This is a genomic window from Streptomyces sp. NPDC001315 (assembly GCF_042896175.1).
Classification (GTDB): domain Bacteria; phylum Actinomycetota; class Actinomycetes; order Streptomycetales; family Streptomycetaceae; genus Streptomyces.
The window spans coordinates 437,827-457,018 of record NZ_JBIAWZ010000002.1; the positions used below are offsets into that span (position 1 = coordinate 437,827).

Annotated in this window: 16 protein-coding genes; 7 read left to right on the forward strand and 9 right to left on the reverse strand. The window is 71.2% G+C overall.

Features of this window, described 5'->3' with window-relative positions; all coding sequences use genetic code 11:
- Positions 1-63: 63 nt before the first annotated feature.
- Positions 64-450 carry an MGMT family protein gene (locus tag ACFY16_RS09135; protein ID WP_390646450.1) on the reverse strand — a complete coding sequence of 129 codons (387 nt, stop codon included), beginning with the start codon at positions 448-450 and terminating at the stop codon, positions 64-66.
- 186 nt (positions 451-636) lie between these two features.
- Here ACFY16_RS09135 and ACFY16_RS09140 point away from each other — a divergent pair, with 186 nt between their 5' ends.
- From ACFY16_RS09140 to ACFY16_RS09150, 3 genes are all read left to right on the forward strand, one after another.
- Positions 637-3,390 (forward strand): YbhN family protein, encoded by a 2,754-nt coding sequence (locus ACFY16_RS09140; protein WP_390646451.1) that lies wholly within the window; start codon positions 637-639, stop codon positions 3,388-3,390.
- 73 nt (positions 3,391-3,463) lie between these two features.
- Complete coding sequence (locus tag ACFY16_RS09145; RefSeq protein ID WP_390646452.1) at positions 3,464-5,008, forward strand: alpha/beta hydrolase; 1,545 nt, start codon at positions 3,464-3,466, stop codon at positions 5,006-5,008.
- Between the two features lie 135 nt (positions 5,009-5,143).
- Positions 5,144-6,709 carry an alpha/beta hydrolase gene (locus ACFY16_RS09150; protein ID WP_390646453.1) on the forward strand — a complete coding sequence of 522 codons (1,566 nt, stop codon included), beginning with the start codon at positions 5,144-5,146 and terminating at the stop codon, positions 6,707-6,709.
- 188 nt (positions 6,710-6,897) lie between these two features.
- Here ACFY16_RS09150 and moeZ read toward each other — a convergent pair whose 3' ends face one another.
- The 7 genes from moeZ to ACFY16_RS09185 all read right to left on the reverse strand — a co-directional run bounded on the left by moeZ (position 6,898) and on the right by ACFY16_RS09185 (position 16,040).
- Positions 6,898-8,076, reverse strand: a complete 1,179-nt coding sequence (gene moeZ / locus ACFY16_RS09155) for an adenylyltransferase/sulfurtransferase MoeZ (protein WP_390646454.1) — start codon at positions 8,074-8,076, stop codon at positions 6,898-6,900.
- Between the two features lie 63 nt (positions 8,077-8,139).
- Entirely contained in the window at positions 8,140-8,889 is a 750-nt protein-coding gene (locus ACFY16_RS09160) for a spherulation-specific family 4 protein (protein WP_390646455.1), read from the reverse strand.
- Complete coding sequence (locus ACFY16_RS09165; RefSeq protein WP_390646456.1) at positions 8,877-9,842, reverse strand: NAD-dependent epimerase/dehydratase family protein; 966 nt, start codon at positions 9,840-9,842, stop codon at positions 8,877-8,879. The genes ACFY16_RS09160 and ACFY16_RS09165 overlap by 13 nt, the downstream gene beginning before the upstream one ends.
- Before the next feature lie 235 nt (positions 9,843-10,077).
- Positions 10,078-11,538, reverse strand: coding sequence for a hypothetical protein (locus ACFY16_RS09170; protein ID WP_390646457.1), 1,461 nt, complete (start codon positions 11,536-11,538; stop codon positions 10,078-10,080).
- Positions 11,535-13,310, reverse strand: a complete 1,776-nt coding sequence (locus ACFY16_RS09175; protein ID WP_390646458.1) for a DUF3492 domain-containing protein — start codon at positions 13,308-13,310, stop codon at positions 11,535-11,537. Before ACFY16_RS09175 ends, ACFY16_RS09170 begins: the two co-directional genes overlap by 4 nt.
- A 304-nt stretch (positions 13,311-13,614) precedes the next feature.
- Entirely contained in the window at positions 13,615-15,006 is a 1,392-nt protein-coding gene (locus ACFY16_RS09180; RefSeq protein WP_390646459.1) for a DUF3152 domain-containing protein, read from the reverse strand.
- 8 nt (positions 15,007-15,014) lie between these two features.
- Positions 15,015-16,040, reverse strand: a complete 1,026-nt coding sequence (locus ACFY16_RS09185) for an alpha/beta fold hydrolase (RefSeq protein WP_390646460.1) — start codon at positions 16,038-16,040, stop codon at positions 15,015-15,017.
- A 163-nt stretch (positions 16,041-16,203) separates the two neighbouring features.
- Between ACFY16_RS09185 and ACFY16_RS09190 the strand changes: the two genes are divergently transcribed.
- The 4 genes from ACFY16_RS09190 (at position 16,204) to ACFY16_RS09205 (ending at position 18,194) form a co-directional block, all read left to right on the forward strand.
- A complete protein-coding gene (locus ACFY16_RS09190; RefSeq protein WP_390646461.1) occupies positions 16,204-16,452 on the forward strand; it encodes a hypothetical protein in 249 nt (82 codons plus the stop codon).
- Positions 16,453-16,689: 237 nt separating this feature from the next.
- Complete coding sequence (locus ACFY16_RS09195; RefSeq protein WP_390646462.1) at positions 16,690-17,331, forward strand: TetR/AcrR family transcriptional regulator; 642 nt, start codon at positions 16,690-16,692, stop codon at positions 17,329-17,331.
- Between the two features lie 169 nt (positions 17,332-17,500).
- On the forward strand, positions 17,501-17,728 hold the full coding sequence (locus ACFY16_RS09200; protein ID WP_020119766.1) for a DUF3107 domain-containing protein: 228 nt from the start codon (positions 17,501-17,503) through the stop codon (positions 17,726-17,728).
- A 196-nt stretch (positions 17,729-17,924) separates the two neighbouring features.
- The gene (locus tag ACFY16_RS09205) at positions 17,925-18,194 is read left to right on the forward strand and encodes a hypothetical protein (protein ID WP_390646463.1); all 270 of its coding nucleotides are present in this window, start codon (positions 17,925-17,927) and stop codon (positions 18,192-18,194) included.
- 64 nt (positions 18,195-18,258) lie between these two features.
- Here ACFY16_RS09205 and ACFY16_RS09210 read toward each other — a convergent pair whose 3' ends face one another.
- Positions 18,259-19,050, reverse strand: coding sequence for a ferritin-like domain-containing protein (locus ACFY16_RS09210; protein ID WP_390646464.1), 792 nt, complete (start codon positions 19,048-19,050; stop codon positions 18,259-18,261).
- Positions 19,051-19,192: the final 142 nt, after the last annotated feature.

Here is a 19,192-nt window from a genome sequence, read left to right on the forward strand (position 1 = left end):
TGTGCCCCGTTTCCCTCGTACGGGCCACAGGTTTCCCCTGAGCCCTTACGGTGGCGGAAGCTGTCAGGTGTGACCCTCCGCACGTTCGCCGCCGTCCCACCGAGCCCGCTTCATGTCGAGGCGCGGCAGGTGCCCCTCGGCAGCCCTGCTCGCTTCCTTCAGCGGTGTGCTCTCCGCGCGGTAGTGACCGAGCGCCCGCAGCTCGTGGCCGGGCAGCAGAACTCCGTCGGCGCGCACGACTCGCCACCACGGGGCGACTCCTCCGTAAAGGGCCATCACGCGGCCGACCTGGCGCGGGCCACCCTCCTCCAGCCACTCGGCGACGTCCCCGTACGTCATGACGCGCCCCGGCGGGATCAGCTCGGCGACCTCGAGGACCCGCTCGGCATACTCCGGCAGCGCGTCCGCGTGCTCCGGGCGTGCGTTGTCCGGAAGGCTCTGCTCGCTCATTCGCCCCATCCTGCCCCACCCCACCGACAGTGCGACGACCTCGCGACTCTGCGTGACCCTCGCCCTGGTGCGACGCTTGGGGCAGACTGTGCGCCCTCGCATTTGCACCCTGATGCCCCCGTGTGTCGGTGGGGCATGCCACCATCGTGCGGGCGGTGACCGGTGATACGAGACCAAGAAGAGACGATGAAGCAGCAGGGTGCGCACCCCGAGGACGCGGAGGGGACCTCTGACGCTGCGTCGCGCCCGGACACCGCCGACGAACACAAGAGGGATGCCGACGACGGCAGGAAGACCGCCGGGAAGCGGCCTTCGTCGGACGCGGATCTTGCCGAGGAGGTGCGCATCGACGAGGTCGAGGGCGACGAACCGCTGCTCCCCGCGCGCGTGCACCGTCCTTCCGACCTGATGCGGCTGCTGGTGGGCGTGCTCGCCATCGTCGTGCTGTTCGCGATCTCCGCCTTCGCACACGGAACGACCTCGGGGCTCGAACAGGACATCAACAAGGGCACCGGTCAGGCACCCGATCTCCTGATCAAGATCGCGGGGTTGGCGTCCAGCATCGCGATCCTGCTGGTACCGGTCGCCTTCGCGATCGAACGGTTGATCAAGCGGGACGGGCTGCGTATCGCCGACGGCGTGCTCGCGGCGGTCCTCGCGCACGGCGTGACCCTCGCCACCGACCTGTGGGTCGCCAAGGCCGCCCCCGGCTCGATCCAGGAGGCGCTCACCCAGCCCTCCCCCGGCGACATCCATGCCCTGACCGACCCGGTGCACGGCTATCTCGCCCCCGTCATCGCGTACATGACGGCCGTCGGCATGTCCCGAAGACCGCGCTGGCGCTCCGTGCTGTGGATCGTGCTGCTCCTCGACGCGTTCTCCATGCTGGTCACCGGCTACACGACACCATTCTCGATCATCCTGACGGTGCTGATCGGCTGGACCGTGGCCTACGGAACGCTGTACGCGGTCGGCTCGCCGAACATCCGTCCCACGGGCCGGACACTGATGGCGGGCCTGCGGACCGTCGGCTTCCGTCCGGTGAGCGCGGCCCGCGAGGACACCTCCGAGACGTCCGAGAACGGCGACCGCGGGCGGCGCTACTTCGTCACCCTGGAGGACGGTCCGCCGCTGGACGTCACGGTGGTCGACCGGGAGCAGCAGGCCCAGGGCTTCTTCTACCGCGCCTGGCGCAACCTGACCCTGCGCGGGTTCGCCACCCGCAGCAGCCTGCAGTCCCTTCGCCAGGCCCTGGAGCAGGAGGCGCTGCTCGCGTACGCGGCCATCGCGGCCGGCGCCAACGCCCCCAAGCTGATCGCGACCTCCGAACTCGGCCCCGACGCCGTGATGCTCGTCTACGAACACACCGACGGCCGCACCCTCGACTCGCTGGCCGACGACGAGATCACCGACGAGCTGCTGCACCGCACCTGGCACCAGGTGCATGCGCTGCAGTCGCGGCGTATCGCGCACCGCAGGCTGTCGGGCGACGCCATTCTGGTGGATCGTTCCGGCGCGGTGATCCTCACCGACCTGCGCGGCGGTGAGATCGCGGCCGGCGAACTGCTGCTGCGGATGGATGTCGCGCAGCTCGTGACGACGCTCGGCCTGCTGGCGGGAGCGGAGCGCGCGGTGGCCTCCGCCGTGGGCGTCCTCGGTCCCGACGCCGTCGCCGACTGCCTGCCGATGCTCCAGCCCATCGCCCTGACCCGCGCCACGCGCGCGACGCTGCGGAAACGGGCCCGGGAACGCGCGCAGCGCGAACGCGAGGCGGTCCTGGAGGCGTCCCGGCAGGCCAAGCAGGCCCGCCTGGAGGCGGCCGAGGACGAGGCCACGTCCGTCGTACCCGACAGGCCCGACAAGAAGGCCGTACGCGCGGAGCAGCGGGCCGAGAAGCGGGCCATCGACGAGGCCGTGGAGGAGGCGCGCGAGGAGGATCTGCTCACCCAGATCCGGCACGAGGTGCTGCGGATCAGGCCGCAGGCGCCGGTCGAGCCGGCCCGCCTGGAGCGGGTGCGTCCGCGCACGTTGATCAGCTTCATCGCGGGCGCCATCGGCGCTTACTTCCTGCTGACGCAGCTCACGCACATCGAGTTCGGGACGCTCTTCTCCAACGCCGAGTGGGGCTGGGTCATCGCGGCGGTGTTGTTCTCGGCGCTCAGCTACGTCGCCGCCGCGATGAGCCTGCTCGGCTTCGTGCCGGAGCGGGTGCCGTTCGTACGGACCGTGGGGGCGCAGGTCGCCGGCTCGTTCGTGAAGATCGTCGCGCCGGCCGCGGTGGGCGGGGTCGCCCTCAACACGCGCTTCCTGCAGCGCGCGGGCGTACGGCCCGGACTCGCGGTGGCCAGCGTGGGGGCTTCGCAGCTCTTCGGGCTCGGCTGCCACATCCTGATGCTGCTGTCCTTCGGCTATCTGACCGGAACCGAGAAGACCCCGTCACTCTCACCGTCCCGGACGGTCATCGCGGGTCTGCTGACGGTGGCGGTGCTCGTGCTCGTGGTGACGTCGGTGCCGTTCCTGCGCAAGTTCGCCGTCACGCGCGTGAGGTCGCTGTTCGCGGGCGTCGTGCCACGCATGCTCGACGTGCTGCAGCGGCCCCAGAAGCTGGTCACCGGTATCGGCGGCATGCTGCTGCTCACCGCCTGCTTCGTGATGTGCCTGGACGCGTCGATCCGCGCCTTCGGCGACGAGTCGACCTCGCTCAGCATCGCCAGCGTCGCCGTCGTCTTCCTCGCCGGAAACGCGCTCGGGTCCGCGGCGCCGACGCCCGGCGGTGTGGGCGCGGTCGAGGCGACCCTTACGGTCGGTCTGATCGCCGTCGGGCTCCCCAAGGAGGTCGCCGCGCCTGCGGTGCTGCTGTTCCGGCTGCTGACGCTGTGGCTGCCGGTGCTGCCTGGGTGGCTGGCCTTCAACCATCTGTCGCGGAAGGGAGCGCTCTGACCGGTGGGGACCGGCGTACCTCGTACGGACCGTGTCCCGCGCGCGCGGGCGGGCGCGGGACCACGATGGAACCATGCCCAACCCCTCCCGGCTGCGTGCCGCCGCCCTGACCGTCACCGCCATGCTGCTGTTCTCAGCGCTGGCGGGCTGCGGCGACGACTCCAAGGACGGGGACCTGACGGCCCAGAAACTCAGCTGGAAGGACTGCCCGGCCCCGTCCCAGGCGGAGGGCGGCGGTGACGCCCCGTCGCCTCTGCCGAACGGCGACGAGTGGCAGTGCGCCACGATGAAGGCGCCCCTCGACTGGAACGACCCCAAGGGCGACACCATCAAGATCGCTCTGATCCGGGCGAAGGCGAGCGGCGCGGAGAGCAAGCGCATCGGCTCGCTCGTGTTCAACTTCGGCGGCCCCGGCGGCTCGGGCGTCACCGCGCTGCCCGCCTTCGGCGCGGACTACGCGGCCCTGCGCACCCGCTACGACCTGGTGAGCTTCGACCCGCGCGGGGTGGGCCGCAGCGCCGGCGTGAAGTGCGAGAACGACCAGCAGCTCGACCAGTACTTCCAGCAGGACGCCACCCCGGACGACGCCGCCGAGCGCGCCAAGCTCCTGGACAACACCAAGCAGTTCAACGCAGCCTGCGAGAAGAACTCCAAGAAGATGCTGCCGCATGTGCGCACCACGGACGCGGCGCGCGACATGGACCTGATGCGCCGGGTCCTCGGCGACGACAAGCTGCACTACTTCGGCATCTCCTACGGAACCGAACTCGGCGGAGTTTACGCCCACTTGTTCCCCAGGAACGTGGGCCGTGCCGTGTTCGACGCGGTCGTCGACCCGACGCAGACGCCCGAGCAGGGCTCGCTCGGGCAGGCCAAGGGCTTCCAGCTCGCGCTCGACAACTTCGCCGACGACTGCACCTCGAAGGTCGAGGACTGCCCGATCGGCGACACCGCCCAGGACGTCAAGGCCCGTATCGCCACCCTGCTCAAGGACCTCGAAAGCAAGCCGATCCCCGGCATCCTGCCGCGCGAGCTGACCCAGACGGCAGCGACCAACGGCATCGCGCAGGCCCTGTACTCGAAGGACTTCTGGGAGTACCTCACCGAGGGCCTGCAAGAGGCGTACGCCGGTGACGGCAAGATCCTGATGTTGCTGTCCGACTCGATGAACGGGCGCAGCTCGAACGGCGAGTACAGCAACATCTCCGCGGCCAACGTCGCCATCAACTGCGCCGACGACAAGCCGCGGTACACCCCCGCCTACGTGGAGGGGAAGCTGCCCGAGTTCCGGGCCGTCTCTGCCCTGTTCGGCGACTTCCTGGCCTGGGGCATGGTCAACTGCACCGACTGGCCGGTGGCCGGCGCCGCCGACCACCCCGACGTCGCCGCGCCCGGAGCCGCGCCGATCCTCGTCGTCGGCAACACCGGCGACCCGGCCACACCGTACGCGGGTGCGCGGAGGATGGTGGACGCGCTGGGCAAGGGAGTCGGTGTGGAGCTGACGTACAAGGGGCAGGGGCACGGGGCGTACGACAGCAAGAACAAGTGCGTGCAGAGCGCGGTGAATACCTACCTGCTGGACGGGAAGGTGCCGCCGGCCGGGACCGTGTGCTCCTGAATCCCTCCTGGATCAGGCAAACCAGCAGGTCAGACCGTTATCCACAGGCCCCGGCGGGCTTGGTGAGCTCCGCCTACTATGGCCTGACCGCCGTCCGCTGCTCGGTGCGGGCGGCCTGCGAGGGGGGACACACCGATGGCGCGACTGGCACGGTGGACGGCGCTGGGCGCCGCCGCCGCACTGCTGGTGGCGGGCTGCAGCAGTGGCTCGTCGTCCGGCAACGGCAAGAACAGCAAGGGGACGAGCAGGGCGAAGGCGTCGGCCACGGCGTCCTCGCGCGGCCACTCCGGCACGGCGTCCGCGCTGCCCTCCTCGCTGACGTCCCAGAAGCCCGACTGGGGACGCTGCAAGGCCACCGCCGACTCCCCCGCACCGGGCGGCGACTGGCAGTGTGCGACGCTCAAGGTGCCGCTGGACTGGGCGAAGCCGGAGGGCAGGACGATCGGTCTGGCAATGATCCGGGCCAAGGCCCGCGGCCAGGATCGCATCGGCTCGCTCCTGTTCAACTTCGGCGGCCCCGGCGGCTCGGGCGTGTCGATGATGCCGTCGTACGCCTCCACGGTGTCCCAGCTGCGCCAGCGGTACGACCTGGTGAGCTGGGATCCGCGCGGAGTCGCCGCCAGTGGGGGCGTGCGCTGCCGTGACGACAAGGAGATCCAGGCCGCCGAGGCGATCGACGCGACACCGGACACCCCGGCTGAGGAGCAGGCGTACTTCCAGGACGCCGCCGACTTCGGCAAAGGCTGCGAGAAGGCCGCCGGGGGCCTGATGGCGCACGTCTCGACCACCGACACCGCCCGGGACATGGACCTGATGCGCCAGGTCCTCGGCGACACGAAGATGCACTACTTCGGCATCTCCTACGGCACCGAACTCGGCGGAGTCTACGCCCACTTGTTCCCGAGGAACGTCGGGCGGCTGATCCTCGACGCGGTCGTCGACCCGAGCGCCGACACGGTGGGCCACGCCGAGAACCAGGCCAGGGGTTTCCAGCGCGCGCTGAACGACTACCTCGAGTCCACCGGCCAGGACCCGCAGAAGGGCACGCAGAAGATCGCGGACCTGCTGAAGCGGATCGACGCCGAGCCGCTGCCGACGTCGTCGGGGCGGAAGCTGACACAGACGCTGGCGGTCACCGGCATCGTCCTGCCGCTCTACAGCGAGGCCGGCTGGCCGAGCCTGACCAGCGCCCTGAAGGATGCGGAGCAGGGGGACGGCTCGGAACTGCTGACGCTCGCCGACGGCTACAACGAGCGGGACGGGTCGGGGCACTACGGCACGACGACCCACTCGCAACGGGTCATATCGTGCCTGGACGACAAGCAGCGGCCCACGCTGGAGGAGACGAAGAAGCTGCTGCCGGAATTCGAGAAGATCTCGCCCGTGTTCGGGGACTTCCTCGGCTGGGACACGGCCGGCTGGTGCCACGACTGGCCGGTGGCCGGGCAGTACGACTCTCCGGAGGTGAGCGCGCCGGGTGCGGCGCCGATCCTGGTGGTCGGCAACACGGGCGACCCGGCCACACCGTACGAGGGCGCCCGCAGGATGGCGGACGAACTGGGCAAGGACGTAGGTGTGGTGCTCACCTGGAAGGGCGAGGGCCACGGGGCGTACGGGAGCGGGAGCGACTGTGTCGACTCCACGGTGAACGCGTACCTGTTGAAGGGCACGGCGCCGAAGGACGGCAAGGTCTGCTCATGACAGCTGTTCAGCGGCCTGTCACGGCTGCTGCCTGAGACCGTCGTTCAGCCCTGCTGGCGGGACGCTGGGCCGTCCCTGGGCCGGTCCGAGGTCAGTCGAAGCCAACCAACAACGACAGAAGCCCACAGCATCTGAACTGGTCAGAGCCGTGGGCTTCTTCTGTTCCGCCGGTTCGGCGGAAGGGCTGATTAGTAGACCGGCTTGTGCGGCTCGATCTGGTTGACCCAGCCGATCACACCGCCGCCGACGTGCACGGCGTCGGAGAAGCCCGCGGACTTCAGGACCGCGAGGACTTCCGCGCTACGGACACCCGTCTTGCAGTGCAGGACGATCTTCTTGTCCTGGGGGAGGGTCTCCAGGGCGGTGCCCATGAGGAACTCGTTCTTCGGGATCAGCTTGGCGCCGGGGATCGAGACGATCTCGTACTCGTTGATCTCGCGGACGTCGATGATCTCGATGTTCTCACCGTCGTCGATCCACTCCTTGAGCTGCTTGGGAGTGATCGTCGAGCCGGCGGCCGCCTCCTGGGCCTCCTCGGACACGACGCCGCAGAAGGCCTCGTAGTCGATGAGCTCGGTGACGGTGGGGTTTTCGCCGCAGACCGCGCAGTTGGGGTCCTTGCGGACCTTGACCTGGCGGTACTGCATCTCCAGGGCGTCGTAGATCATCAGGCGGCCGACCAGGGGCTCACCGGTGCCGGTGAGGACCTTGATCGCCTCGGTGACCTGGATGGAGCCGATGGACGCGCACAGCACGCCCAGGACGCCGCCCTCGGCGCAGGAGGGAACCATGCCGGGCGGCGGGGGCTCCGGGTAGAGGCAGCGGTAGCAGGGGCCGTGCTCGGACCAGAAGACGGAGGCCTGGCCGTCGAAGCGGTAGATCGAGCCCCACACGTACGGCTTGTTCAGCAGCACGGCGGCGTCGTTGACCAGGTAGCGGGTCGCGAAGTTGTCCGTGCCGTCGACGATCAGGTCGTACTGGCTGAAGATGTCCATCACGTTCTCGGCTTCGAGCCGCTCTTCGTGAAGGATCACGTTCACGTACGGGTTGATGCCGAGGACCGAGTCGCGCGCCGACTCGGCCTTGGAGCGGCCGATGTCGGCCTGGCTGTGGATGATCTGGCGCTGCAGGTTCGACTCGTCGACCTCGTCGAACTCCACGATGCCGAGCGTGCCCACGCCCGCCGCGGCCAGGTACATCAGCGCGGGCGAGCCCAGGCCGCCGGCGCCGACACAGAGCACCTTGGCGTTCTTCAGCCGCTTCTGCCCGTCCATCCCGACGTCGGGGATGATCAGGTGGCGGGAGTACCTGCGGACCTCGTCTACGGTGAGCTCAGAGGCTGGCTCGACCAGGGGTGGCAACGACACGGGGACTCCGTTGGTCGGTCAATCACTACAGTTGTTCTCCCTGTAACACTGCCACGGCCTTCTTCATTCCGAGACACCCGTTCCGATCCGCGAGACGATTTCGTCCCAGTAGCCGGGCATGCCCTCCCAGGGGTCCGCGCAGCCGTCACGGTCCGTGCGGTCGGTGAAGTAGATCGTCGAGGCCCCCTGCCAGCGGGCGATGCGCAGCGCCTCGTCGAGGTGGCCGCGCGGAACGCCGTGGACGAGGTGACAGAAGCGCTCGGGCGGGTAGTCGGCGGTCCACTCGGCCACCTGCGACCAGCGGTAGTCGCCCCAGGAGCCGGAGAACGTGACGAGCTGGTCGGCGTTCTCCGCGTAGCCGGGATACGGGTGGGTGCCATGGCCGAGGACGATGTGGGTGTCGTCGCGCAGGGCACGGAGCGTGGTCACCGTGCGGCGCGTCTCGGGGAGTCCGGTGCGTTCGGTCGGGCAGCGGTTCAGCAGGAAGCCGTCGACCCGGTACCAGTCGAGGTACCGGTGTGCGTCGGAGATCAGGTCGGCGAAAGGGCGGGCTCCGTAGGCGGTGTCGAGGTGGCCGAGGACGCGGACGCCCGCGTTGCGCACCCGGCCCGCGGCCTCCAGGCAGTGCGGATCGGGGCGGGTGCCGGGGCCGTCGGCGACGTTGAGCACGACCCAGTGCAGTGGTGTCCCGGGGCGGGTGAGTTCGCCCCACTCGGTCGGGGCGAGCAGGGGGTGTGCGTAGCCGGGGATGCCGAAACCGGTGCGGACGTCGGTGCTCGCGGAACCCGCCGTCGAGCTGGTCAGATGCGGCATGCCGCCTCCATCCAGATGTCGGCGAGAGACTCTTCGAGGTTGATACGGGGCCGCCAGCCGAGCCGGTCGCGTGCGGTGCGCACGTCGGCCTGCTGCCAGCTGCCGCAGCCGTCGGGGTACGGGTACGCGACCGGGGCCGCGTGGTCGGATTCGGTGCGGGGGTGGCCGATGGTGGCCCTCAGGTGGTGGCCGCCGGGAGGCCCGTCGAGTTCGTGCAGGGCGCCGCCGTAGCCGGCCACGCGGGCGAGGATCGCGGCGGCGTCCCGCAGGCGCACGGCGCGGCCCGAGCCGATGTTGATGACGCCCTGTGCGGCGGAGAGCGAGGCGGCGTGGACGGCGCGGGCCACGTCGCGCACGTCGATGAAGTCGCGCTGGACGCCGAGACCGCCGAGCTTGAGTTCGCCGTCGCCGGACTGCATGGCGCGGCGCATGGCCTCGGCGAGGCGGCCGAGCGGGGAGCCCGCGGGAGTGCCGGGGCCGGCGGGAGAGAAGACCCGCAGCACGACGGCGTCCAGGCCGGAGCCGAGGACGAGTTCGGTGGCGGCGAGCTTGCTGACGCCGTAGGGGCCGCCGGGGCGCGGGACGGCGTCCTCGGCCGTGGAGGAGCCGGACTGGCTGGGGCCGTACTCGGCACCGCAGCCGATCTGCACCAGGCGGGCGCCGCAGCCGCTGCGGCGCAGGGCCTCGCAGACGGTGGCGACGGCGACGGTGTTGTGCCGGGTGAGCTCGCGGGCGCCGCCGCGGGTGGCGCCCGCACAGTTGATGACGACCTGGGGGTGGACCGCGTCGAGGAAACGGGTGAGCGCGCCGGGGCTGCCGGACGCGAGGTCGAAGCGGACGTCGGCGTCGTCGCCGCGGCCGAGCGCGGTGAGCTGGACGGCCGGGTCGGCGAGCAGTCGGTCGGCGACGAAGCGGCCGAGGTAGCCGTTGGCTCCGATCAGCAGGACCCTCATCGCGCGGCTCCCGGGGTGCGCGTTCCGGATGTTCCGGTGGCTCCGGACGCTCCGGATCGGGAGGTGGTCATCTCGTGTTCTCCTTCGAGGGGGTGGGGCGGTTGCCTCCGGCGCGGGGGGCCGGTTCTCCCAGGGCGGATGGCGGATTGGGGTGTTCGGCGCGCGTCCGGCAGGGGGGTGTGCGTCGCGTGCCGTCGTCACGGGGTCGGGGCGCGCCCGAGCGGGGGCCGCGCGGTCACGGCGAGTCCTCCGGTCGGGCGTGGGCCGAGGCGCGGGTCAGGGTGCGGGTCGCGTGCACCAGCAGGGTCAGCGCCGCCGTGCCGCAGACGAGAGCGGGGACACCGCCCGGGCCCCAGGCCTCCACCAGGGTCTCGACGGGCGCGGCCAGGAAGGCGCAGCCCGGGAGACGGCCCGCGAACACGCTGCTCAGGGCGGCCGCTTCGGCCATGGCCGTGGCGCCGAGGACGAGCACGGGGGCGTGGGTGAAGCCGTGGACGGTGAGGAGGCGGGCGAGCAGGAGCAGGGCGCCGAGGGTGAGGGCCTGGGCATAGGCGGCGGACTCGCCCAGGGCCGCGGCGCACAGGGCCAGCAGGGCCGTCAGCGCGCACAGGTACAGGGCGAAGGTGCCGAGCAGCAGCGGTCGTACGGAGGCGGCGAACTCCGCCAGGCCGCGGCTGGCCGTCAGTTTGCGGCGGGCGCGTACGGCGAGGAGGTGGGCGGTCCAGGCGGCTGGGGCGCAGGCCAGGGCGAGGGCCAGGACGGGGGCCGTGGCAAGGGGCCAGGGGCCGTCCGGGGTGCCGGTCGGCAGGACGTCGGGGCCTCCTTCGACGGCGCCGCGGAGCAGACCGTCCCCGAGGGCGGCGTAGGCGAGGAGCCACCATGTCCAGGTGCTGGTGCCGGTCGTGTGCGAGCCGGAACGGGTGCGGCGCGCGGCGCTCAGCGGGCCGCGGCCGAGCGCTGCCCGCAGGCCGACGGCCACGGCGACGGCGCCCGCGGCGGCCGTGATCAGGCGTGGTTGTCCCGTGGTGAGCCGCAGGCCGACCGTCGTGGCCGCGCACAGCACTCCCGGCAGAAGGGCGAGCAGGGCCCAGTCCGCGCGTGGCCGGGTGGTCACGGGGGCTGCTGGGCGCGGGGACTCCTCGCCGGTGCGGGGGACGCGCGCGTACATCTCCTCCGCGAGGGAGAAGACGTCCCGGTGGCGGAAGCGCGCTGCGGTCCGGTCGGTGACTCCGTGCGCCTCGAGACCTGCCGCGATCTCCAGGGGATCCACGGCTCGCTCGCACAGTTCCCGGTGACGGTGCATCAGCGCCTTGACGGGATCGGCCGCGCCGCGGCGGGGGGCAGTGGTCCTGCGGCCGCCGGTCGTCGCACCGGAACGCACGCCGCTGACGGGTTCGTCGGGGGGCGCTCCGACACTCGCTGCTCCGGCGCGCGCGCCGGACTCGCCCCGTTCCTGCGCGCCCTGTGCATCCCATGCGTCCGGCACGTCCTGTGCATCCCGTGCGTGCGGTACCCCCTGCGCACCCCGTGCGTCCGGTACACCCTGCGCGTCCGGTACGTCCACGTCCCGGGCGCCCCCCGCAGCCTCCGAGCCGTCCGACTCACTCTCCTCCACGAGCCAGTCGTGCGACTGCGCATCCCACGGGCCGGGGCGGCCCGGTGTCCCGGGCCGGTCCAGCTCTCCCAGCCCGCTCATCGCGCCCCCTCCGCCGTGACCCTCGCCACCACCGAAGAGGCGGCTCGCACCGGAGCCGTCTCCCGCACCGGCGGTCCTGCGGCCCAGCCGGGGCCGCCGCGGGCGGCGACACGGGCGACCGGTCCTGTCCAGCGGCCGGGCAGGTGGGCCTCGGCGGGGACGGCGAAGGGCAATGGCTCGCCCGTGCGGTCGAGGGCGACCCGGTTGACCGGGGAGTGCGAGACGATCTCCAGGTAAATGCCGTGAAATGCCGCGATGTTCTGCTCGACGGTGAACAGTTCGAGCGCACGGGCGCGTGCCGCGGCACCCAGCCGCGCACGGCGCTCGGGGTCACGCAGCAGCGTCACGCACGCCTCGGCGAGCGCCCGCGGGTTGCGCGGAGGCACGACGAGTCCGGTGCCACCGATGACCTCCACCACCGCGCCGACGTCGGTGGAGACCGTGGCGCGGCCGCAGAACATGGCCTCGACAAGGCTGATGGGGAAGCCCTCGACGACGCTCGACAGGACGGTCACCGCGCCCGACGCGTACGCCTCCGCGACCGTAGGGGCCTCCGGGCCGCCGATCTCCTCGAAGGACACCGGGTTGTCGCCCACGGTGTGCGGGCCCTCCGCCTCGTCGGGGAAGAGCTGCGCGGCCAGCGCCTTGCAGTGCCCCAGATACGCCTCGCCCTCGGCACCGACGGCCGCGCCGACGATGCGCAGGCTTGTCTTCGGCTCCTCCTTGCGGACCTCGGCGAAGGCGTGCAGCAGGGACACCAGGTCCTTGGCCGGTTCGATCCGGCCGACCCACACCAGCGTGTCCGGGTCCGCGCACTCGGGCGCCTCTCCCACCTCCGCGAAGGGCGAGGCGTCCATGCCGGGGTAGACGGTGCGGAGCTTGTCCCGGCCGGCGCCGCAGCGCTCCTGCCAGCGGCGGGCGTGCGCGTTGCCGGGCGTGACGCGGGCGGCCCGCCGGTAGACCTCTGCGGCGAGCCTGCCGTGGAAGGCGGCGAGCAGGGCTCGTACGGAGGGGGCGGCCTCGGCGGTCGGGCCGGCGCCGGAGGCCAGATAGTGCGTGCGCAGCCGGACCCCGTACTCGGTGACCAGCAGGGGAACGCCGAAGAAGTGGCGGGCGAGGAGTCCGGGCAGGGCCGCCGCGCCGCCGGACGCCGCGTGGCACAGATCGGCCGAGCCGAGCCCGTCGTCCTCGTACCAGTCGAGCGAGAGGGGGCGCAGGGCGTGTTCGAGGTGCGCGGCGACGGCGAGCAGATCGGGGACGCGCGCCTCACGTGCCGCGCGCATCGCGCCGGGCGCACGACAGGCGCACTCCAGTGCGCGTACGGCGCGCTCGGAGCGGAGCGCGCCCACCAGTCCGCCCTCGTCGCGGGCGAGTTCGGCGAGCCCGTACAGCGCACTGCTGAAACGGTCCGCCTCGGAGGCGCAGACCTCCCCGGATTCACCGGAGGAGTCCGGCGACGACTGCTGCGCGCCCCCTGCGCCCCCCGCGCACAACGCAGTCACAAGCTCCCCGTAGCACTCGGTGAACCGCCGGCGCGCGCGGCGCCCGTGGACCACCCCGTCGTCACCGGCCGTCCAGAGCGGTGCCGTACGCACGCGGCCGACGTGCGACGGAAGCTCGATCCAGCCCTCGTCCTCCTGGCGCTCGCTGCGACTGAGCGCGTAGATGTCGAACTCGTGCTGCCCGAGCCCGCGCACGAGCCGGTCGCACCAGAGCCTGGCGTCACCGCTCACATACGGATAGCCACCCTCCGTAAGCAGTCCGATGCGCACGAGTGCACCCCGATCTCCCGTAGGGGGAGCCGCCGTTGGTTCGGCGGCTCACAGCGGGAAGAACGTATGCGGACAAGGCGGTAGCGCGATGGACGGTTGTCCATCGCGCCACCAAAAGGGGTGAACGGTCGTAACTTTCCCGTGCGGCTCGCGTTTCGTCGCGCTAGGAGATCGCTTGGACGCGCAACGTCACGTATTCCCCAGCTCACATCGCGCGGCCCGGCGCAGGGCCGCCACCGCCGGGTCGAGGGCGGGTACGGCGGCCAGGAACTTGCTCATACCGAAGGGGCCGACGAGCCCGATGTCAACTGCTGGGGTACGCCCAGGGGTTGGGCAGACAGTGGATTCCGCCGTGGTCGAGGAACTTGGTCTGCTGCTGCATGACCGGGGCGAGTTCGCCGTCCTTGTCGCACGTCACGTGGCTGTGGCCGAGGCGGTGGCCGACCTCGTGATTGATCAGCATCTGCCGGTAGGCGTGAATGTCGTCACCGTACGTCTTCGAGCCCTGCGCCCAGCGATAGGCGTTGATCATGACGCGCTCGGTGGAGGCGGAGTCGCAGGACACGTTGTCCTCGGTGGTGTCCAGGCCGGACTTGGCGCACCAGGCGGCGGTGGTGCCGGGGCTGGCCAGGGTGATCACGAAGTCGGGCTTGCCGGAGTGGATCCGCTCGAAGGTGCGGGCGCCGTTGTGGGCCCAGCTCCGGTCGTCGTTGAGCGTCTTCTGCACGGCCTGCGCGAAGAGTTCACCGTCGAGCCCGAGCCCCTGCTCCACGTCCACGCGGTACGTGTACTTCTGCCCCTTCCCGGGCGCCTTGTCGACACCAGGAACCGCGTCGAACTTTCCCGAGCCCTTGAGCGTGGCACTCAGCGCGTACTTCTCGTCCATCTTCTGCGCATACGTCAGCGTCACCACCTCGGGCGACGCGGATGCGCTCGACGCCGCCGAGGGACGGGAGCCGCCGACCTGGTCGGGGGCGGACTGCGACCGTACGGCGCTCTCGTCCCGACCGTCGGTGACCTGCCCGGCGACGACGACGGCCAGCACGGTGGTGACGGCGGCGGCCGCTATGCCGGTGAAGGTCCGGCCCTTGGCGCCCTTCTCGCGCACGGGCTCGCCGGTCGGCGGCGCGTCGTCGTCATCGACGCCGGGGCCGGTGCCGATGCCGGTGCCCGTGTTGGTCCGGGGTGCGTCCGTGGCCCGGTCGGTGACGGGGGCGTACGGATCCGTGGTGAGTGCAGAGGCGGAGGCGCGGGGTGCGAAGACGTCGTCGTCCTGGGTGAAGGCGTCGAGGTAGTCCTGCCGCGGGCTCGTCGGAGGTGCCTGCCGCTGCCTCGGTACCACGGGCCCGGGCCCACCCGGCCGCCCGTAGCCGACCCCGCCGACCGTCTGTCCCCCCAACTCGCCCCAGCCGCCCCCGGTTTCACGCTGTTCGGGGTGCCCACCACGAACTCGGGGGAACCCATGGGCGGGGGTGCCGTCGGGGAGACGGGGCGTGCCGTGGGCGGGGGTGCCGTCAGCGAAACGCGGCACACCATGCGCAGGCGTACCGTCCGGGAAACGCGGCACACCATGCGCAGGCGTACCGTCCGTCGGCGGCGGAGCCGGTGGCGCGAATCGCGCCGGCGGCACTCTCTCCCCGATATCCGTCTCGCCCGCGCTCTTCGGCGCGGGACCGCGGCGGCTGTGGCGTCCCACCTCGCGCTTCAGCTCCCGGTACTCGTACGTCGGACGGAATCGGCGTCACCGTCGGAGACACCGGCGCGCCCGCCCCCGGAGCCCTCCGCATACGCGAGAAGCTCGCCGAACGCCGTAGCCACCGTATCGGGGTACTCCATCATTGCCACATGCCCGGCGTTCGGCAGGGTCAGCAGGCGGGAGTCGCGGAAGGTGCGGGCCGCCCTCTGCGCCATGCGGAAGCCGACGAGTTGGTCCCGGCCGCCGTAGACGAGGAGGGTCGGCGCGAGGACCCGTTCGGCCTGGCGCCACAGCCCGTGCTGGCCGCCCAGCGTGTACGCGTTGACCAGCCCGCGCGCGGACCGCGTCATCGCGTCCCAGAAGTACGGGAGCCGCAGCCGCCGCTCCAGTTCCGCCACCGCGTGGCCGAACGCCTCCGGAGTCACCCTCCCGGGGTCCCCGTAGCAGAGCGCCATGACGCCGCGCACCCGCTGTTCCGCCGTCCACTCCTTGGTGAACCGGGTGAACAGCGCCGCCACGCCGGGAAACCCGAGCAGCCCCGTCGGCACCGCGGTCCGCTGCACCCGCAGCTCCGGCAGCGCGGGCGAAACAAGCGTGAGCGTCCGGACGAGGTCGGGCCGCACCGCGGCCACGCGCGTGGCGACCGCGCCGCCGAGCGAGTTGCCGAAGAGGTGTACGGGCCCGCGTCCGGCCGAGTCGAGGTAACGGATGACCGCGCGCGCGTGCCCCGTGATCGAGTAGTCACCGTCGTCCGGCGGCGGGGAGTCGCCGAAGCCGGGCAGGTCCAGCGCCTCGCTCTCGACGACCCCGTCGAGCAGCGCCATCAGCGACGACCAGTTCTGGGAGGAACCGCCGAGGCCGTGGACATACAGCGCGGGCGGCAGCCCCTCACGCGCGGGTGGCCTCGACCGCACCGACAGCGTGACCCCGGGCAGCCCGACCGACCTGAGCCGCTCGCCCTCCGCGACCCTGACGGCGGCCGCTTCCGGAAGCAGATCGGTGGGTGGTACGGACGGCAGCTCGGTCGACGACATGCGGCAATGTTACGAGACGATCACATAGTGGCTCATGTGTTCGCCGTCACAGATCACGGGCGGATCGCATAGCGTCCGGATCGGGTGTCTCCTAGGCTCATAGAAAGGGCACCCGCATGTAGCCCCTGCTTGTTGCAGGGACGTTCGAGGAAGGGAGCCCGTCATGGCCGTTGACCCCACCGACCCCGAGGTGTTCGAGGAGTTCCAGGCGGAGGATCCAGAGATTTTCCAGGCGGAGGATCCACCGGAGATCGACGTCGAGGCCCCGGAGAACGTCGCGGCGGAACAGTTCGCGGACATCGCGCCGGAACGCGACGACCCCATCGAGGACGTGGACCCGGCCCGCGCGAACGAGGCCGACCTCATCGAGCAGGCACGCGTCGTGTCCCTGGACGAGGACGACTACCGCTGAGCGACGACCACCGCTGAGCGACGACTACCGCCTGGCAAGGAAGGCGGCCATCGGGCAGCGCCCTGAGCAGGAACGGAACCCCGGCCTGCCCGGCATCTACCCGTACACACCGATCTGCTCCGTTTTAATCGGCGTCCGGTCCGTGAAATTCTCCGCTCGCACCGCGCACACCAGGGTTACCGAAAAGTACGATGGCGACGCGGCGCACACCGCAAGTGGACGACTTTGGGAGGCGGCGTGACAGCCATCGAGCAAACTGAGGCGGCGCGCCCGCGTGGCACTCGCCTGCCGCGCCGAGCCCGACGGAACCAACTGCTGGGCGCCGCCCAGGAGGTCTTCGTCGCGCAGGGCTATCACGCGGCGGCGATGGACGACATCGCCGAGCGCGCCGGCGTCAGCAAGCCCGTGCTCTACCAGCACTTCCCGGGCAAGCTCGACCTCTACCTCGCCCTGCTGGACCAGCACTGCGAGTCGCTGATCCAGTCGGTACGGACCGCACTGGCGTCAACGACCGACAACAAGCAGCGTGTCCGGGCGACGATGGACGCCTACTTCGCGTACGTCGAGGACGACGGCGGCGCCTTCCGCCTGGTCTTCGAGTCGGACCTGACCAACGAGCCCGCCGTGCGCGAGCGCGTCGACAAGGTCACCACCGAGTGCGCCGAGGCGATCTGCGAGGTCATCGCCGAGGACACCGGTCTCTCGCGCGCCGAGTCGATGCTGCTGGCCTCCGGTCTGGGCGGCCTCGCCCAGGTGGTGGCCCGCTCCTGGCTGCACAGCGACCGCAGCGTCCCGCGCGACCAGGCGGTCCAGCTGCTGGCCTCGCTGGCCTGGCGGGGCATCGCGGGCTTCCCTCTGCACGGCACCGATCACCACTGACCTGCCCCGGCGGAGTACCCGTGGCGTAGCCCGGTGCGGGTTTGTTCCCGGTCACTGTTCGCTCCTGGCGTTCTCGGCCGGAGCGTGCACGTCCCCTCGCCGGGCTAATGTGTGCTGCGTACGGCGCGGAATGGTCGCGCACTTCACTGACCGTCGGAGGGACATAGCCGTGGAGGTCAAGATCGGCGTGCAGCACGCGCCCCGCGAGATCGTTCTGGAGAGCGGTCAGAGTGCCGAGGAGGTCGAGCGGGCCGTGGCCGAGGCACTGGCCGGGAAGTCGCAGCTGCTGAGCCTCGTGGACGAGCACGGGCGCAAGGTCCTGGTCCCGGCGGACCGCCTCGCCTACGTCGAGCTCGGCGAGCCGGCCCCGCGCAAGGTGGGCTTCGGCGCGCTGTAGTCCGCGCCAGCAGTCCGCACAGCGGTAGCAGAAAACGATCAGCGGGGCCCCGCGACATCCGTCGCGGGGCCCCGCTGATCGTTTTCTCCACGAACGGAGCACAACTCATCCACAGGGGAGGATTGCATTCCGCAGGTCACGGGTAGGACGGCCTACGACCTTGGTGCACAGTCCGGCCGCTTGGGAGGGACCTGACATGATCTTGGAAGCGCTCGGTTCCGCTGTGCTCGGTGCCCTGCTCGCATGGGCGGCGAACCACCGCTTCTCCCACCGCCTGCCGGCCCGCGCGCTGGTGTTCGCGACAGGCGTCGCCGGAGCCCTCTTCGGTGACTTCGTCACCCACAGCGCGCTGGGCCCCGGCAGCGTCCTGCCGAGCCTCCTCGGCGCGGCGGTCATCTCCACCGCCTCGCTCTCGCTGCTGCTCCGCCCCGCGGGAAGACTCCGGCGACGATCGGCACCGGCGTAACCGCCGAAGACTCTCGTCGCCGTCAAGAGCACCGCGAGGGGGAGGACGGGGAGGACGGGGAGGACTAGGCGGCCAGCCCCAGTGCCGCCATCCGCTTGGTGTGCGCCTCGGTGATCCTGGAGAACATCCTGCCGACCTCGGCGAGGTCGAAGCCGTCCGCGACACCGCCGACGAGCATCGTCGACAGCGCGTCCCGGTCGGCGACCACCCGCTGGGACTGCGACAGGGCCTCGCCCATCAGCCGCCGCGCCCACAGCGCGAGCCGTCCGCCCACGCGCGGGTCCGCGTCGATGGCCGCGCGCACCTTCTCCACGGCGAAGCCGGCGTGCCCGGTGTCGTCGAGGACGGCCAGGACGAGCTCGCGTGTGTCCGAGTCGAGGCGGGCCGCGACCTCACGGTAGAAGTCGCTGGCGATCGAGTCGCCGACGTACGCCTTGACCAGCCCCTCCAGCCAGTCCGAGGGTGCCGTCTGCTTGTGGAATCCGTCGAGCGCGGCGACGAAGGGCTCCATCGCGTGGGTCGGCTCCTCACCGATCTCCGTGAGCCGGTCGCGCAGCCGCTCGAAGTGGTGGAACTCGGCCGACGCCATCTTCGCCAGCTCGGCCTTGTCCGCCAGCGTCGGCGCGAGTTTGGCGTCCTCCGCGAGCCGCTCGAACGCCGCCAACTCGCCGTACGCCAGCGCACCGAGCAGGTCCACGACCGCCGCGCGGTACTGCGGCTCGGTGGAGGCCTGCGCCCAGTCCTGGGCGGCGACTCCGGTGTGCTGGACGGACCCGGCAGCCTTGGCGGGTGCGGCAGTTTCGGAGGCGTTCTCGGAGGCGTTCTCGGGCTTGTCAGAGCTCGTCATGAAGCGCACAATAGCTCGCCTGCCGTGTGACGGAAGTCCCTGGTCAATCAGTGTGACCACGACTACGCGAATCGGTGTGACGACGACTACATGACCGAATCGGCCATCACGTGTGCGCGATTCCGGGGTATGGTGGTAATGCGCCTGCTGG

What these genes read in the sequence shown, in the direction of transcription:
- ACFY16_RS09160 (WP_390646455.1), bottom strand. Translation starts at nt 8,889, where the DNA reads ATGCCGCATCTGACCAGCTCGACGGCGGGTTCCGCGAGCACCGACGTC.
- ACFY16_RS09190 (WP_390646461.1), top strand. Translation starts at nt 16,204, where the DNA reads ATGGCCGTTGACCCCACCGACCCCGAGGTGTTCGAGGAGTTCCAGGCG.
- ACFY16_RS09145 (WP_390646452.1), top strand. Translation starts at nt 3,464, where the DNA reads ATGCCCAACCCCTCCCGGCTGCGTGCCGCCGCCCTGACCGTCACCGCC.
- ACFY16_RS09135 (WP_390646450.1), bottom strand. Translation starts at nt 450, where the DNA reads ATGAGCGAGCAGAGCCTTCCGGACAACGCACGCCCGGAGCACGCGGAC.
- ACFY16_RS09170 (WP_390646457.1), bottom strand. Translation starts at nt 11,538, where the DNA reads ATGAGCGGGCTGGGAGAGCTGGACCGGCCCGGGACACCGGGCCGCCCC.
- ACFY16_RS09165 (WP_390646456.1), bottom strand. Translation starts at nt 9,842, where the DNA reads ATGAGGGTCCTGCTGATCGGAGCCAACGGCTACCTCGGCCGCTTCGTC.
- ACFY16_RS09185 (WP_390646460.1), bottom strand. Translation starts at nt 16,040, where the DNA reads ATGTCGTCGACCGAGCTGCCGTCCGTACCACCCACCGATCTGCTTCCG.
- ACFY16_RS09150 (WP_390646453.1), top strand. Translation starts at nt 5,144, where the DNA reads ATGGCGCGACTGGCACGGTGGACGGCGCTGGGCGCCGCCGCCGCACTG.
- ACFY16_RS09205 (WP_390646463.1), top strand. Translation starts at nt 17,925, where the DNA reads ATGATCTTGGAAGCGCTCGGTTCCGCTGTGCTCGGTGCCCTGCTCGCA.
- ACFY16_RS09140 (WP_390646451.1), top strand. Translation starts at nt 637, where the DNA reads ATGAAGCAGCAGGGTGCGCACCCCGAGGACGCGGAGGGGACCTCTGAC.